Below are 15,828 nucleotides of genomic sequence, written 5' to 3'. Positions count from 1 at the left end.
GGGTCACGCTGGAGACATGACCGACACCATCGCGCCCCAGACGGGCGAACGAGCCGCCGAGACGAGCCTCCCGGTCGCCGACCTCACGGCGTCCGGGATCGCCACGACGCCCATCCAGCAGGCCATGGACCTCGCCCGGATCCACGGCCCGGCGTTCCTGCGCAAGTTCGGCGAGCGCGAGACGCTGTTCCTGTCCTCGCTCGACCTGGTCACCGAGGTAGCCGACGAGACCCGCTTCGCCAAGGGCGTGTCGGTCGTCCTGGAGGACGTCAGAGAGTTCGCCGGTGACGGTCTGTTCACCGCCTACAACGACGAGCCGAACTGGGCCAGGGCGCACGAGGTCCTGATGCCGGCCTTCGCGCTCGGCTCGATGCGGACCTACCACCCGGCGATGCTGAGGGTCGCCCGCCGGGTCATGGCGAGCTGGGACCGGAAGCTGGCCGACGGCACGCCCGTCGAGGTCGCGGACGACATGACCCGGATGACGCTGGACACCATCGGGCTCGCCGGCTTCGGCTTCGACTTCGAGTCGTTCTCCCGGGACACCCCGCACCCGTTCGTCGAGTCGATGGTGCGCTGCCTCGAATGGAGCATGACCAAGTTCGCCCGCAAGCCCGGCACCGACCACTCCGCGGCGGACGCGGCGTTCCGCGCCGACGCCGACTACCTCGCGTCCGTCGTCGACGAGGTGATCGACGCCCGTACGGCGGGCGGTGACCGCGGCGAGGACGATCTGCTCGGCCTGATGCTCGCCGCCACCGGCGAGGGCGACGGGCGCCAGGGGCCGGTGCTGGACCTCGCCAACATCCGCAACCAGGTCATCACCTTCCTGATCGCCGGCCACGAGACCACCTCCGGCGCGCTCTCCTTCGCCCTGTACCACCTCCTCAAGGACCCCCTCGCGCTGCGGATGGTCCAGCGCGAGGCGGACGAGCTGTGGGGCGACGAGGCCGATCCCGACCCGTCCTTCGAGGACATCGGGAAGCTGGCGTTCACCCGGCAGGTGCTCAACGAGGCGCTGCGGCTGTGGCCCACCGCCGCCCTCTTCAGCCGGCAGGCCCGCACCGACACGGTGCTCGGCGGACGCTACCCGGTCCGGGCCGGCGAACTGGTCACCGTCCTCACGCCGATGCTGCACCGCGACCCGGTCTGGGGCGACAACCCCGACCTGTTCGATCCGTTCCGCTTCAGCCCGGAGGCCGAGGCGGCCCGCTCGCCGCACGCCTACAAGCCGTTCGGCACCGGTGAACGCGCCTGCATCGGACGGCAGTTCGCGCTCCACGAGGCGACGATGCTGCTGGCCCTCCTCGTCCACCGCTACCGCCTGATCGACCACGCCGGCTACCGGCTGCGCATCAAGGAGACGCTCACCCTCAAGCCCGACGGCTTCACGCTCACCCTCGCCGCCCGCACGCCCGCCGACCGGGCCGCGGTCCGCGCCGCGCTGGCCGTGCTGCCCGGTGCCGCGGCCGACGGCGGGACGGTGGACGCCGCGGCCGACGACCAACTGCCCACCCGCGTCCCGCAGGACACCGGGCTGCTCCTGCTGCACGGCACCAACTACGGCACCTGCCGGGAGTTCGCCGAGCGGCTCGCCGACGAGGCCGCCGTGCTGGGCTTCGCGCCCGAGGTCGCCCCGCTCGACGCCTACGCCGGCGTGCTGCCCGCCGACCGCCCCGCCGTCATCGTCGCCGCGTCCTACAACGGGCAGCCGACGGACGATGCGATGGCGTTCGTGGACTGGCTCCGGACCGCTCCGGACGGTGCCGCGTCCGAGGTCCCGTACGCCGTCCTGGGCGTCGGCGACCGCAACTGGGCCGCCACCTACCAGCAGGTGCCCACCCTCATCGACGACCGGCTGGCCGCACTCGGCGGCCGGCGGCTGCTGCCCCGCGGCGAGGCCGACGCCTCCGGCCAACTGGCCGCGTCCGTGAAGGAGTTCGGCGCCGCACTGCGCACGGAGCTGCTGACCCGCTACGGCGACCCGGCGAGTATCGGCGCGGGCACCCCGACCGCCGACGGCGCTGGCTACACCGTCGCGGAGGTCACCGGCGGCCCGCTCGACGCGCTCGCCGCCCGGCACGAGCTCACCGCGATGACCGTCACCGAGGCGTACGACCTCACCGCCCCGGACTGGCCCCGCCCCAAGCGGTTCCTGCGCATCGCCCTCCCGGACGGCACCTCCTACCGCACCGCCGACCACCTCGCCGTACTGCCCGTCAACACCCCGGAGGCGGTGGCCCGAGCCACCGCGGCGCTCGGCGCCGACCCGGACACCGTGCTGTCCCTGGGCGCGCCCGCCGGCCGCCCGGCACGCGACACCCTCCCCGTCGACCGGCCGCTCGCCGTACGCCAACTCCTCGCGAACCACCTGGAGTTGGGCTCCCGTCCGACGGCCGAACAGGTCGCCCTGCTGGCCGCCCACAACCCCTGCCCGCCCGAGCGCCTGGCGCTGGAAGCCCTCCCCGAGGACGATCCGCGCACCGTCGTCGAGCTGATCGAGGCCCACCCCGCGCTGCGCGGCGCGCTGCCCTGGCCGGTGGTCCTGGAGCTGCTGCCGCCGCTCCGCACCCGGCACTACTCCCTGTCCTCCTCGCCCGCCGGCGACCCGCGCCACGCCGATCTGATGGTCTCGCTGCTGCCCGGCGGCACCGGCTCCACCTATCTGCACACCCTGCGGCCCGGCGACACGGTGCTGGCCCGCGTCCAGCCGTGCCGCGAGGCGTTCCGCCTCGACCCCGCCGAGGACACCCCGGTCATCATGGTCGCGGCCGGCACCGGGCTGGCGCCGTTCCGCGGGGCCGTCGCCGACCGCGTCGCGGCCGGCCAGACCGCCCCCGCCCGGCTCTACTTCGGCTGCGACGACCCCGACGGCGACTACCTGCACGCCGCCGAGTTCGCCGCGGCCCAGGAGGCCGGCGCGGTCTTGGTGCGCCCCGTCTTCAGTGCCCGCCCGCAGCACGGCCACCGCTTCGTCCAGCACCGGATCGCTGCCGAGGGCGCCGAGGTGTGGGCGCTCCTCCAGGCCGGGGCCCGGGTCCACGTCTGCGGCGACGGCAGCCGGATGGCTCCTGGCGTACGGGCCGCCTTCCGCGAGCTGCACGGCGCGCAGACCGGCGCGTCGGCGCAGGAGTCGGAGGCGTGGCTGCGTGAACTGACCGCCTCCGGGCGGTACATCGAGGACGTGTACGCGGCGGGCTGAGCCACCGCCGGCACGGCCCCGGTGCGTCAAGCGGACTGGACGCCGCGGACGCACCGGGGCCGCGGTGGCAGGCCGCCGCCGGTCAGGCGGACGGTTCCTGCGCGGCCTGCCGCGGCCGTCCCGACGCCCCCGGCAGGTGGATCACCAGCAGCACGATCCCCGCCACGGTGAAGTTGCGCACCGCGGCCTCGACCCCGTTCCACTGCTTCGACTGCCACATCGAGAACCACTCCCCGCCGATCGCCAGGAACCCCGCCCCGAACAGCACCAGCACCATCAGCAACCCCGCGGTCGCCACCCGCCGGGCGCGGTCCAGGTCGCCGCGGCGCGCCCCCACGACCCACAGCACCGTGGCGGCCAGCAGGGCCAGCGCCGCCACCGACTCCCAGGCGATGATGGCCACATACGCCGCGTCCTGCAGTGTGTGCGAGGTGATGGCCCGCCACATCAGATCCGGGTCATGGAAAGTGGTGTCCATCGCCAGGACATGCCGCACATACTGCTGGTTGGTACCGAAGTCCGTGATGTTCCCGAAGACGACCAGCGCGACATAGAGCGCGACCGTCCCGGTCAGCACGGCCGCCGCCGACGTCAGGCCCGTGCCCGCCGCCGGTATTCCCCCGCGTTCCCTCACCCGCACAACTCCTCCAGAGCGTCACTCGCGCGGCCACCCGGCCGCACTCGGACCATTGTCCGTAATCGCGCCGCCGCCGCGCCCGGCACCTCCCGTACGCTGCTCCCCGATCGGTTCGGGGCCCGACCCACCGGACAGGCCCCGGGGCATGACGGGACATCGGGAGAGCGGGGCTCATGGACGACGAGAGGCGTGCGGGGACGGTGGCCGCCGCTGCGGCGGTGATCGCGGCGGCCGGCCCGACGGGCGCCGGTGCCGCCGCCCCGACGGGCTACGGCACCAGTACGGCGGTGGGCGTGCACAACGCCTACGAGAAGGCCAAGTACCCCCTACTTCGCGGACGCGCTGGACTCCGGAGCCTCGCTCGTCGAGGTCGACGTCTGGACCAACGGCCTCGGCTCGTCCTGGCGGGTCTCGCACAGCAACCCCCTGGGCAGCGACAGCAACTGCGTCGGCGCCACCGGCGCCGCCGAGCTGCGCACCGGCCACCGCGACCAGGACTTCGCCGGCTGCCTCGCCGACCTGCGGGCCTGGCACGACGCGCACCCCGGTCACCGCCCGATCCTCGTCAAGACGGAGATGAAGGACGGCTTCCACGCCAAGGGCGGCCGGGGACCGGCCGAATTCGACGCGCTCGTACGGGAGAAGCTGGGCGAGACGGTCTACGGACCCGGTGACCTGACCGCGGGCCACGCCACACCCGACGAGGCGGTCCGGGCCGGCGGCTGGCCGGCGCGCGCCGACCTCGCCGGCAGGTTCCTCTTCGAGCTGATACCGGGCACCGTCGAGGAGCACAACCCGCTCGACCGACTGCGGACCGACGTCGCATACGCCACCCACCTCAAGGACCTGGCCGCCCGGGGCGAGCTGCACCGGTCCACGGCGTTCCCCGCCGTCCACGGAGCGGCTCCCGGAGACCCCCGCGACCGCTACGCCGACCCGGCCCTGCGCCCCTGGTTCGTGGTCTTCGACGGCGATGCCGCGACCTACCTGGACGGCACCATCGACACCGCCTGGTACGACGCCCGGCACTACCTCCTCGTCATGACCGACGCCCACAAGGTCCCGCCGGCCCTCGACCCCACCCACCCCACCGAGGCCGAGGCGCTGGCCCGGGTGCGCGAACTCGCCGCCGCCCACGCCAGTTTCGCCACCGCCGACTGGTACCCGCTCCCGTCGGTCCTGTCGGCGGTGCTGCCGCGCGGCACCGCACAGCCGGGCGGTCCGCCCGGCCGCTACGCGCCGGACGGACCCTAGGACGCGGCCCGGTGGTAGAGCGCCGCCACGGCGTCCCCGAACCGGCTGCTGTACGACGTCGCGTCGTCGCCGCCCTCGTCCAGGCCGCCGATCACCCCGATCAGCGAGCCGGTGCCGGTCTCCGGATCGAGGTCGGTGAGCATCGGGCCGCCGCTCGTACCGGTCGGGAATCCGGGGCAGGGGAAGCGGAGCTGGCCGGGGCCCTGGGCGTCGGCGGTGTGCCGGCAGGTGAGCGGGGTGTCGTTGTCGCCGGGGTAGCCGGTCAGCTGGGCCGGGCGGCCGGGCGGCGCGCCGAACCGGATCCGCTCGGCCCCGGTGACGTCCTCGATCCGCTCGTCCGACCGCCCGTGCCGGCGCACCTGCACGAACGCCACATCGCGGTCCGGGTCCCGGTCGCTGATCCAGCGGGGGTCGACGTCGACGCGGGTGGCCACCCACAGGCCGTACGGCGCGATCCCGTCGTGCAGACCCGGCGCGAAGACCAGCCGGGTGCGGAATCCGCCGTCGTACACGCAGTGCGCGGCGGTGACGATGAGGTTCCCGGAGGGGGCGTCCACCACGCTCGCGGTGCAGTAGTGGGCGGGGGCGCCGTCGTCACCGGGCGAGAACAGCGCGCCGATCGGCGGCGCGGGGGCCGCCGGGGTCGCCGTCAGGGGCCGGGAGGCGGGCAGCGGCGCCGGGCTGCCGGCGGCGCTGCGCACGCTGGTCACCGGCGGGCCGGGGCGCTCCTTGTACGGCCCGGCCAGGACCGCCGCGGCGGCCTGGTCACCGATGGAACGGGAAGCGGTGTACGTCCCCATGGCGGGGTTCCCGGGCGCCACGAACGGATCGCGCTGGGTGGCTCCCAGCGCCAGCGCCGCGCCGCCCACGACGACCGTCAGCAGTCCGAGCGCCAGGGTGGCCCGCAGCGGCACGCCGGAGCGGGACCGCCCCGTGCGGATGCGCCGGGCCGGGCGCGGGCACTCGGGCGGGGCGGGTCCGCCCGACGGTTCGGCCGCCCGGTCCGCGTCCTGTGCCGTCGTCGTGAGCCCGCGATCGCTCGTGTCCACCTGGTGTCGCCTCGTTGCATCAGCCCGGGGCACCGTGTCGTGAGGGGGAGGGCGCCGCCGGATCCAGACATTTCAACCAGTCTGATGCACGGCGGCCCGCGGTGGTTCGGTCCCGGCGGCGGATCATGCGGATCGTCACGTTCCGCGGTGGCGGAACCGGCTTCCGGGACGCCCGTTCTACGGCGGTTCCGGGGAGCGCGGGGCGGACGGTCGCGCCGCCGGCCCCGGCCTAGCCCACGAGGGTGACGCCCCGGCCCGCCAGGTTGTGCCCGATCAGCGTCCGGGCCAGCCCGAACTCGTTCGGGAAGTCCATCGGGACGATGCCCAGCCCCCGCCAGCCGTTGCCCTCCGCGCTCTCCAGCAGGGTCTTGACCTGCGGGTTGAGCCGGTCCGCGTTGGAGCGGGGCGGCAGCAGGGCGGCGGTGCTGACGTAGTTGACGAAGAGCTTCCCGGGCTGCGCGACGGCCTTGCGGAACTGCGCCTCGATCTTGGGCCACTTCCCGAACGGCTCGGTCATGTAGTCGTCCTGGATGTCGAAGAGCCGCGGGTCGGCGTACCGGACGCCGCCCAGCCCGTCGGAGTCGGCCAGCAGGACGACCCGGCCCCGGGCCCGGCCCAGCGTCGGCAGGTCGGGCTCCAGCCGGAACAGCGGGCGGTAGCCCTTCGCGTCCAGGTAGATGCCGAAGATCCGGCGGAACTCCGCGGCGGAGACCTCCGAGTACTCCTGCTTGACGCGCATCAGCACCGTCTCGGAGGGGTGCGCCCGGAGGAACGACCGGCAGGCGTCGAGCACGTCGCCGAACATCAGCTCCTGGTAGAAGGCGCCGTGGTGGATCGCGAAGACGTCGTCGATGGCCCGGCACCGGACGTCCAGGAACCGTATGCCGCCGGCCAGTTGGTCGGCTACGGGGGCGTTCTGGCAGGCGACCCACGGGCCGCCGTGGCGGGCGCCGGAGTCATGGGTGCCGGGGATGGTCAGCCGCTGGACGGGGGTGGCGTCGCCGAGCGCCGACATCCAGTCCGGTACGGAGAGCGCGCGACGGCGGCTGCGCTTTCGGGACGCCGCCGCAGCCGTGGACTGCCCGCCGCCGGTGCCTGCCAGTAATCCGGCGGCGGACAGCCCCGCCGCGCCCCTGAGGAATCCCCGCCGATCCAGCCCCATCCCCCTGCCCCTCCGTCGAGTCCGTGCGCGACCGGCCGCGCGCCCTGGAGCGCGCGAACACACGATCGGGGCATCGCATCACATCGACGGGGGACGGGGCTACCCGGCTGTCAGTTCCGGATGGCGAGGGACAGCGCGAAACGGCCGGCCTCGTCCGTCCACCACTCCGTCAACTCCAGCCCGGCGGAGCGAAGTTCGTCCCGCACCCGGCCCTTGCGGAACTTCGCGGAGACCTCGGTCCGCAGCTCCTCGCCGGCCGCGAACGGCACCGCCAGATCGATGCCCGGGATCTTCACGGTCAGCTCCTCGCGGGCCCGGAGCCGCATCTCGATCCATTCGTGCTCCGCGTTCCAGAGCGCGACGTGGTCGAAGTCCGCCGGGTCGAAGTCGCCGCCCAGTTCGCGGTTGACGACCTCCAGGACGTTCTTGTTGAAGGCGGCGGTCACCCCGCGCGCGTCGTCGTACGCGGCGACGAGCGTGGCCTCGTCCTTGACCAGGTCGGTGCCCAGCAGCAGGGCGTCGCCGGGGGAGAGCAGGTCGTGGACGGAGCGCAGGAAGTCGGCGCGCTCGTCCGGGAGCAGGTTGCCGATGGTGCCGCCCAGGAAGGCGAGCAGCCGGGGGCCGGGCGCCGGCGGCAGCGCGAGGCCCTGCTGGAAGTCGGCGACCAGCGCGTGCACGGTGAGGCCCGGGTGCTCGGCGAGCAGCGCCTCGCCGGCCTCCCGCAGCGCCGACTCGCTGACGTCGATGGGGAGATAGGTGTCCAGGTCGGTCAGCGCCCGCAGCAGATGGCGGGTCTTGTCGGACGAGCCGGAGCCCAGCTCGATGAGGGTGCGGGCACGGGTGGCCGCGGCGATCCGGTCCGCGACGGCGAGCAGGATCTCGCGTTCGGCGCGGGTGGGGTAGTACTCGGGGAGCGTGGTGATCTCGTCGAACAGCTTGCTGCCGCGGGCGTCGTAGAACCACTTGGGCGGCAGCTGCTTCGGCGTGGCGGTCAGGCCCTGGGAGACGTCGGCGCGGAGCGCGGCCGCGGTGGCGTCGGCGGGGAGGGTGCGGGTGATGCTGAGGGGGCTCACGTTGCGGGCTCCTTGAGCGGGGTGAGGTGGACGTCGCTGCGGGTGGCGCGCAGCAGCGTGCGGTCGGGGACCTCGGTCCAGTGGGGGGAGTCGTCGTAGGGCTCGGAGGCGACGACCCGGCCGCCGCCGGGCACGGCCAGGTGGCAGAGGGTGTCGCCCCACGAGGTGGCGGCGATGGCGGTGCCGTCGGTCAGCAGCAGGTTGAGCCGGGAGCCGGGCGCGGCTCGTGCCACCGCCCGGACCGTGCCGGCCAGCGCCTCGTCCACGTCGTCGCCGAGGGTCAGCCGGTGCTGGACCAGCGCCCACAGGAAAGCGGTGTCGCAGCGCGCCTGGAGGCGGAGCAGCTCCACGGCCGGCAGCTCGGCCGCCAGCGGGGCGAGCGTGTCCGGCCAGCCGGCCACCGCGCCGTTGTGGCTGAAGAGGTACCGGCCCGCGGCGAACGGCGCGGCTGCCGCCTCGGCGTCCGCACCGGCCACGGTCGCGTCCCGTACGGCGGCGAGCACCGCGCCGGTGCGGACCACCCGGGCCAGGTCCGGCAGCTGCTCGTCGGCCCAGATCGGGCCGGCCCGGCGGTAGCGGGCGGGAACCGGGTCGCCGGGCGCGTACCAGCCGACCCCGAAGCCGTCCGCGTTGACCGTGCCGTGCCGCTGGCGGCGCGGCGCCCAGGACTGCCGGTACAGCCCGTTCGGCGGCGCCAGCACGATCTGCCCGAACGGTATCTCCGGTCCCAGATAGGCCATATGACGGCACATCAGAGGGATCCCGGAGCGTCCGGTCCGGCGTCCCGGGCGGTGCGGAACCCGGCGAAGATCTGCCGCCGGATCGGCAGGTCCCAGTTGCGGAAGGTGCCGCGGCAGGCCACCGGGTCGACCGCGAAGGAGCCGCCGCGCAGCACCTTGTACGCGTTGCCGAAGAACACCTCCGAGTACTCCCGGTAGGGGAAGGCGGCGAAGCCGGGGTAGGGGAGGAAATCGCTCGACGTCCACTCCCAGACATCGCCGATCAACTGGTATACGCCGAGGGGGGATTGTCCTTCCGGGTAGCTGCCGACCGGGGCCGGGCGCAGATGCCGCTGGCCGAGGTTGGCGTGCGCCGGGGTCGGATCCTCGTCGCCCCACGGGTAGCGCATCGCCCGACCGGCCGCCGGGTCGTGCCGGGCCGCCTTCTCCCACTCGGCCTCGGTGGGCAGCCGCCGGCCGGCCCAGCGCGCATAGGCGTCCGCCTCGTACCAGCTCACGTGCAGCACCGGTTCGTCCGGCGGCACCGGTTCGGTCACCCCGAACCGGCGGCGCAGCCACTGGTTTCCCTCGCGCCGCCAGAACAGCGGTGCGCGCAGGCGGTGTTCGCGCACCTGCGCCCAGCCCTCCGGCGCCCACCAGCGCGGCTCGCCGTAGCCCCCGTCCTCGATGAAGCGCTGGTACGCGGCGTTGCTGACCGGGGTGGTGTCGAGCAGGAACGCGGGCACCTCCCGGCGGTGCGCGGGCCGCTCGTTGTCCAGTGCCCAGGGTTCCGTGGAGGTGCCCATGGTGAACGGCCCGCCGGGGACGAGGACTTCGGACGGCGGGCGGACTCCGGGGGCGGCCGGGGGCTCGGGCGCGGTGAGCACGGCGGGCCCCTGGCGCAGCTGATGGGTGATCAGCATCGTTTCGTCGTGCTGCTGTTCGTGCTGCGCGATCATCCCGAAGGCGAAGCCGGAGTCCAGCAGCGGTCCGCCGTGCAACGGGGTGCGCTCCAGGACGTCCAGCACCCGGCCGCGGACCTCGGCGACATAGCCGTGTGCCTCGCCGGGGCCCAGCAGCGGCAGGGTGGGGCGTTCGGCGCGCGGATGCTCGAAGGCGTCGTAGACGGAGTCGATGTCCGGACGGAGCGCCTCCCGGCCGCCGACGGTGCGCAGCAGCCACTGCTCTTCCTGGTTGCCGATGTGGGCCAGGTCCCACACCAGCGGGGACATCAACGGCGAGTGCTGGGCGACGAGATCGGGGTCCTCGACGCAGGTGGTCAGTAGACGGGTACGGTCGCGGGCGGCGAGCAGTGCCGCCGCCGCGCGCTCCCGGAGCGACTCGGAATCGGTGGTCACTGGCTGTCCTTCCCAAGGGTGAGGCGGTTGCGGGCCGCGGTGCCGGGGGCGCCTTCGCCGGCCCTGCCGTGGTCGGTGCGGCCGGTGCCGTCCGCCGCGTGCAGCGCGTCGAGGCGGTCGTCCGCGGGGCACCGGCCGCGCGCCACATAGCGCTCGGTGAACTCCGCGACCGCCGCGCGGACGCCGGCCGGGGCCCCCAGCCGGGGCAGCGCCTCCTGCGCCGCCGCGAAACAGGCCACCGCGGCGGTGCGCAGCTCGGGGTCGGTCAGCGCGCCCCGGGCCGCCCGCCGCCACAGCGGATTCCGTGGTGCGGGATGCGAACCGGCCGTCTCCGCAAGGGGCTTGACGATCCGGTAGGCATGCTCGGACGCCTCAGGATCGTCGAACAGCGCCGCCGTGACGGCCAGCGGAACGATCCACCCGGCGTCGCCGGGCTGCGCGTCGATCATGCGCAGCTCCAGATGGCCGCGCGGCCGTACGGGCGGGAAGAGCGTGGTCACGTGGTAGTCGAGGTCCTCCCGGGTCGGGGGGCGGGGCACGCCGGTACGGATCCACTCGCGGAAGGTGAGGCCCGGCGGCGCGTCCCAGGGGCCGTCCGTGCTGCGGATGCACATCACCGGGGCGTCCAGCACATAGCGGGACCACGCGGCGCGCGGGTCGGGGCCCAGCGGCGGGGCGAGCGTCCGGCCCGGGTCGAGCTGCGACCAGACGGCCTGGCGGGTGGTGCGGAAGCCGGTCGGGATCCCCTCGCTGACCGGCGAGTTGGCGAACGCGGCGGACAGCACCGCGCCCAGCAGGTGCGCCAGCACCCACCGCCTGCCGAGCCCCAGCGTCCCCGGTTCCTCGTACCCGGCGTCCACGCAGACCTGTACGGACGCGGTGGCGCACATCATGGAGCGCCCGGCCGGGCCCCACCGGTCGAGATACGCCTCCATGGCGTCATAGCGCGGCTCGTTGAGGATCCGCCGGGGGGAGTGCCACGGATCGTGGCCGTGGCCCGCGATGCCGAGGCCCAGGTCCCGCATCGCGGGCCGGACCCGTGCCAGATCGTCCGTGACGGACGCGACGCAGGCGCTGAGCGAGGTGGCGGGCAGCGAGCTGAGCTCCAGCTGGCCGCCGGGTTCGAAGCTGAGGGAGGAATGGAGGGGCAGGGCACGCAGTGCGGCTGCCGCGGCGCGCATCCGGGACGGTTCGACCGGACATCGGGGGTTGCGCGCGTCATGCACCAGGAACTCGATCTCGACGCCTATGCGGCGAGGCGGTCCCGTCTTGAAACAGATCCCGTGCAGGTGGGCCTCAAGTTCCGCTTCCGACACTGCCGGCCGTACGCGCATCGCTTCCCTCTCCCCTCCGGGGCGGCGGCTGGATTGCCGTCCTCCACCTAAGCCCCTGGGGACGTCGCGCTCAAGAGCGCCTGTCCGCCGCGGGCGGTCCCGGGCCGGTGACCGGCCTGGTGAAGAGGGGGTCGGGCGCGGAGAAACCCGTACGCCCGTTCGGGTGTCCTGTGGCCGCCGCCGGGGGAGGGCGACGGCCGCCCGCCCCGCCGCTACTGCCGGTACCCCGCAAGGAAGCGCCCGATCCGGCTGATCGCCGCGTCGAGGTCGTCCGCGTGCGGGAGGGTGAGGATCCGGAAGTGGTCCGGGCGCGGCCAGCTGAAGCCGGTGCCCTGGACGACCTGGATCTTCTCCCGCAGCAGCAGGTCGAGCACGAACTTCTCGTCGTCGTGGATCTTGTGCACGGCGGGGTCCAGTCGCGGGAACGCGTAGAGCGCGCCCCGGGGCTTCACGCAGGAGACGCCCGGGATCTCGTTCAGCCGCTCCCAGGCCCGGTCGCGCTGCTCGCGCAGCCGGCCGCCCGGCAGCACCAGGTCCCGGATGCTCTGCCGGCCGCCGAGCGCCGCCTGGATCGCGTACTGCGCCGGGGCGTTGGGGCACAGCCGCATCGAGGCGAGGGTACCCAGCCCCTCCAGGTAGTCCGCGGCGTGCTCCTTGGGTCCGGAGACGACCAGCCAGCCGGAGCGGAACCCGGCCACCCGGTACGACTTGGACAGCCCGCTGAAGGTCAGGCACACCAGGTCGGGGGCGAGCGCCGCGGCGTGGTGGTGGACCTCGTCGTCGTACAGGATCCGGTCGTAGATCTCGTCCGCGAAGACCATCAGGTGGTGGCGGCGGGCCAGGTCGAGCATGCCCTCCAGCAGCTCCCGCGGATAGACGGCGCCCGTCGGGTTGTTGGGGTTGATGATGACCATCGCCCGGGTCCGGTCGGTGATCTTCGAGGCGAGGTCGTCGAGGTCCGGCAGCCAGTCGGCGGACTCGTCGCAGAGGTAGTGCACCGCCTTGCCGCCGGCCAGGGTGGTGACCGCCGTCCAGAGGGGGAAGTCCGGCGCCGGGATCAGCACCTCGTCACCGTCGTCGAGCAGTGCCTGGACGGCCATCGAGACCAGCTCCGAGACGCCGTTGCCGAGATAGACGTCGTCGACGCCGACGTCCGGCAGCCCGGCCTCCTGATAGCGCTGGGCGACCGCCCGCCGGGCCGGGAGGATGCCGCGGGAATCGGTGTAGCCGTGTGCGCGGGAGAGGTTGCGCATCATGTCCTGGAGGATCTCCTCGGGACATTCGAAGCCGAACAGCGCCGGGTTGCCGGTGTTCAGCCGCAGCACGCTGTGGCCCGCCTCCTCCAGCGCGTCGGCGTGCTCGATCACCGGCCCGCGGATCTCGTAGCAGACGTCGGCCATCTTGCTGGACTGCTTGAACTGCATGCGGCGGCCTCCCGGTCTCTCGCCCGCCGCGTGGTGCGGCAGTGGTCGACACCGTACTTGGTTTTCCCAACTTCCAACTTGGAAAATCCAACCACATGTCTATCCTGGTGTCATGCCGCGCCGAAGCTATGACCAGTACTGCGCCATCGCCCGAGCCCTGGACGCCGTCGGCGACCGCTGGACGCTGCTGATCGTCCGGGAGCTCCTGGGCGGCTCCCGGCGCTACACGGACCTGCACGCCGACCTGCCCGGCGTCAGCACCGACATGCTCGCCTCCCGCCTCAAGGACATGGAGCGCGACGGCCTGCTCACCCGCCGCCGCCTCCCGCCGCCCGGCGCCGCCTACGTCTACGAACTCACCCCGCGCGGGCGCGCCCTCCTCCCGGCCCTGACCGCCCTCGCCGACTGGGGCGCCCCCGCCCTCGGCGAGCAGCGCCCCACCGACGCGGTCCGCGCCCACTGGTTCGCGGTACCGCTCATGGCGCGGCTGGCCCGGCACTTCACGGACGGCACGGTACGCGTCATCGACATCGCCCTGGACGAGGGCGCCTTCCACATCACCCTCGGCCCCGGCCGCGCAGACGGAGAAGGGGAGACCGCCACCCCCGCCTATGCCGACGGCCCCGCCGAACTCCCCGACGTCCGCCTGTCGTTGGACGCCGCGACCTGCGCCGCCATCGCGTACGATCGGCTCTCGCTCGCCCAGGCCATCGACTCCGGCCGCATCACGCTCACCCACCCCGAAGGCCGCCCGGAGCCCGCGCCCCTCGCCTGAGCCCCTCCGGAGGACGACCCCTCATGACGCCGCGCCCCCTGGCGGTCTTCGACCTCGACGGCACCCTCGCCGACAGCGGCCACCGGCAGCACCTGCTGCGCCGCAGGCCGCGCGACTGGACCGCCTTCTTCGCCGCCGCCACCGAGGACCCGCCCCTCCCCGAGGGCGTCGCCCTGGCCCTGCGCAACGCCGAGGACTGCGAGGTCGTCTACCTCACCGGTCGCCCCGAACGCTGCCGCCGGGACACGCTCGGCTGGCTCGCCCGGCACGGCCTGCCCGACGGCACGCTGTGGATGCGCCCCGACCGGGACCGCCGCCCGGCCCGGCAGACCAAGCTGGACATCCTGCACCGCATCGCCCGCGACCGCGAGATACGCCATGTCGTCGACGACGACGAACTGGTCTGCGACGCCTGCGAGAAGGCCGGCTTCCGGGTCGTCCGGGCCCGCTGGGCACCCCAGTCCACGACGCTCCGGGACGCCCAGCAGCGGTCCGGCCGTACCTGACACGGGGGCCGGGCGGCCGACGACTTGCCCCGGGCCGGCGCTCCTGGCGCCGTCGGACGATGCGAGGAGATCCTGCGAGGCGCCACGGCCACCATGCCCCGGGACCGGATCGAGCCGGCCTTCCCCGGCTACGGGTGGGACTGGGTGCCGGGCAGCGGCCGGCGGGCCGGGCATGTGACGTGGCACGAGGCCGAGGCGCTGCGCAGGCGGGCGGGGGCCGCGTACCACTTCGACGAGGCGTCGGGCACCCCCCACTTCCGGTACGTGCGGGGCGCCGAGGAGCACCAGGTCTGGTACCAGGACGCGCGGGGCGTACGCGACCAGCTGCCGCTGCCGGCGAAGTACGGGGTGCGCGGGATCGGGCTATGGGCGCTCGGGTTCGAGGACCCGGGCGTCTGGGCGGCGTTCCGCGGCGAGCAGGCGTAGCGCGGCCTCGGACGGGGAGCCCTCCGCTGCGGTGTACATCAGCACGCCCTGGCCGGAGCCGTCCGGGGTGTGCATCATCTCGAAGTCCAGCGTCAGTGCGCCGACCAGCGGATGGTGGAAGTGCTTGGTGCCGAAGGTGCAGTTGCTGACGGCATGGCGCGACCACAGTGCGCTGAACTCGGCGCTCTTCATGGACAACTCGCCGATGAGCTCCGTGAGTTGCGGGTCGTCGGGGAACCGTCCCGCGGCCACCCGCAGGGACGCGACGGCGCGGCGGGCCTCCTGCTCGCGTTCCGGGTAGAGCTCGCGGGTGTGCGGGTCGAGGAAGAACAGCCGCTGGGTGTTGGGGCGGTCCAGGGGGCGCGCGGGGCTGTCGAAGCAGAGGTGGCCGGCGAGCAGCGCGTGGCCGAGGCGGTTCCAGGCCAGCACCTCGAAGCGGGGGCCGAGGGCCACGGCGGGGACGCCGTCGAGGGCGGAGAGCAGCTGCCGGATACCGGGCCGGGCCGTGTCGTGGCGGACCGCGGGGCGGCGGCGGGTCCGCGCCGGGCGGGACAGCTGGTCCAGATGGGCGCGCTCGTCGGGGCTCAGCCGGAGCGCGCGGGCCAGTGCGTCGAGCACCCCCTCGGAGGCGTGGTGGCTCTGGCCCTGTTCGAGGCGGGTGTAGTAGGCCACGCTGACGCCGGCCAGCTGGGCGAGTTCCTCGCGCCGCAGGCCGGGGACCCGGCGGCGCACCCCGTAGGAGACCAGGCCGACGTCCTCGGGCCGGAGCCGGGCGCGGCGGGTGCGGAGAAAGTCCCCCAGTTCGGTGGGGCCGGTGGCGGGTGAGTCCATACCGGCCAGTCTCCGCCATCGGCCGGCGGGCAGCCTGTCCCTGCCAGTGCCAGGCTCGCGGGGCGGGCGGCCGGCGGA

13 protein-coding genes and 1 pseudogene are annotated in these 15,828 nt (G+C 74.1%); 5 read left to right on the top strand and 9 right to left on the bottom strand.

Annotation, left to right across the window (positions count from 1 at the left end; translation table 11 throughout):
- The first annotated feature begins 16 nt into the window (after positions 1–16).
- Complete coding sequence (locus GR130_RS26370; RefSeq protein WP_159507019.1) at positions 17–3,202, top strand: cytochrome P450; 3,186 nt, start codon at positions 17–19, stop codon at positions 3,200–3,202.
- An 82-nt stretch (positions 3,203–3,284) separates the two neighbouring features.
- Here GR130_RS26370 and GR130_RS26365 read toward each other — a convergent pair whose 3' ends face one another.
- Complete coding sequence (locus GR130_RS26365; RefSeq protein WP_159507018.1) at positions 3,285–3,836, bottom strand: DUF2165 domain-containing protein; 552 nt, start codon at positions 3,834–3,836, stop codon at positions 3,285–3,287.
- A gap of 176 nt (positions 3,837–4,012) precedes the next feature.
- On the opposite strand from GR130_RS26365, the pseudogene GR130_RS26360 reads away from it, so the two are divergent.
- Positions 4,013–5,093: pseudogene (locus tag GR130_RS26360) on the top strand (phosphatidylinositol-specific phospholipase C domain-containing protein).
- Here GR130_RS26360 and GR130_RS26355 read toward each other — a convergent pair.
- The 7 genes from GR130_RS26355 to GR130_RS26325 all read right to left on the bottom strand — a co-directional run bounded on the left by GR130_RS26355 (position 5,090) and on the right by GR130_RS26325 (position 13,212).
- Positions 5,090–6,142, bottom strand: coding sequence for a trypsin-like serine peptidase (locus GR130_RS26355; RefSeq protein WP_159507017.1), 1,053 nt, complete (start codon positions 6,140–6,142; stop codon positions 5,090–5,092). The pseudogene GR130_RS26360 and the gene GR130_RS26355 overlap by 4 nt on opposite strands.
- A gap of 229 nt (positions 6,143–6,371) precedes the next feature.
- Positions 6,372–7,304: a phosphatidylinositol-specific phospholipase C gene (locus GR130_RS26350; RefSeq protein WP_159507016.1), complete on the bottom strand. Its 933-nt coding sequence runs from the start codon at positions 7,302–7,304 to the stop codon at positions 6,372–6,374.
- Between the two features lie 110 nt (positions 7,305–7,414).
- Positions 7,415–8,377 (bottom strand): L-histidine N(alpha)-methyltransferase, encoded by a 963-nt coding sequence (gene egtD / locus GR130_RS26345; protein WP_159507015.1) that lies wholly within the window; start codon positions 8,375–8,377, stop codon positions 7,415–7,417.
- Positions 8,374–9,129, bottom strand: coding sequence for an ergothioneine biosynthesis protein EgtC (egtC, locus tag GR130_RS26340; protein ID WP_159507014.1), 756 nt, complete (start codon positions 9,127–9,129; stop codon positions 8,374–8,376). The genes egtD and egtC overlap by 4 nt, the downstream gene beginning before the upstream one ends.
- Positions 9,129–10,454 (bottom strand): ergothioneine biosynthesis protein EgtB, encoded by a 1,326-nt coding sequence (gene egtB / locus GR130_RS26335; protein ID WP_159507013.1) that lies wholly within the window; start codon positions 10,452–10,454, stop codon positions 9,129–9,131. The genes egtC and egtB overlap by 1 nt, the downstream gene beginning before the upstream one ends.
- Positions 10,451–11,788, bottom strand: a complete 1,338-nt coding sequence (egtA, locus tag GR130_RS26330) for an ergothioneine biosynthesis glutamate--cysteine ligase EgtA (RefSeq protein ID WP_159507012.1) — start codon at positions 11,786–11,788, stop codon at positions 10,451–10,453. Before egtA ends, egtB begins: the two co-directional genes overlap by 4 nt.
- 212 nt (positions 11,789–12,000) lie before the next feature.
- Entirely contained in the window at positions 12,001–13,212 is a 1,212-nt protein-coding gene (locus GR130_RS26325; protein ID WP_159507011.1) for a pyridoxal phosphate-dependent aminotransferase, read from the bottom strand.
- Between the two features lie 112 nt (positions 13,213–13,324).
- Between GR130_RS26325 and GR130_RS26320 the strand changes: the two genes are divergently transcribed.
- From GR130_RS26320 to GR130_RS26310, 3 genes are all read left to right on the top strand, one after another.
- Positions 13,325–13,987 (top strand): winged helix-turn-helix transcriptional regulator, encoded by a 663-nt coding sequence (locus GR130_RS26320; RefSeq protein WP_159507010.1) that lies wholly within the window; start codon positions 13,325–13,327, stop codon positions 13,985–13,987.
- A gap of 23 nt (positions 13,988–14,010) precedes the next feature.
- Complete coding sequence (locus GR130_RS26315) at positions 14,011–14,493, top strand: phosphatase domain-containing protein (RefSeq protein ID WP_159507009.1); 483 nt, start codon at positions 14,011–14,013, stop codon at positions 14,491–14,493.
- Positions 14,494–14,586: 93 nt separating this feature from the next.
- Positions 14,587–14,919, top strand: coding sequence for a hypothetical protein (locus GR130_RS26310; RefSeq protein WP_201305005.1), 333 nt, complete (start codon positions 14,587–14,589; stop codon positions 14,917–14,919).
- Here GR130_RS26310 and GR130_RS26305 read toward each other — a convergent pair.
- Entirely contained in the window at positions 14,857–15,750 is an 894-nt protein-coding gene (locus GR130_RS26305) for a helix-turn-helix transcriptional regulator (RefSeq protein ID WP_159507008.1), read from the bottom strand. The two genes, GR130_RS26310 and GR130_RS26305, sit on opposite strands and share 63 nt — an antisense overlap.
- Between the last annotated feature and the right edge of the window lie 78 nt (positions 15,751–15,828).

It is taken from the genome of Streptomyces sp. GS7 (assembly GCF_009834125.1).
Lineage (GTDB): Bacteria > Actinomycetota > Actinomycetes > Streptomycetales > Streptomycetaceae > Streptomyces.
The sequence above is the reverse complement of the archived record's forward strand: the minus strand, read 5'-3'. Positions and strand labels throughout refer to the sequence as shown.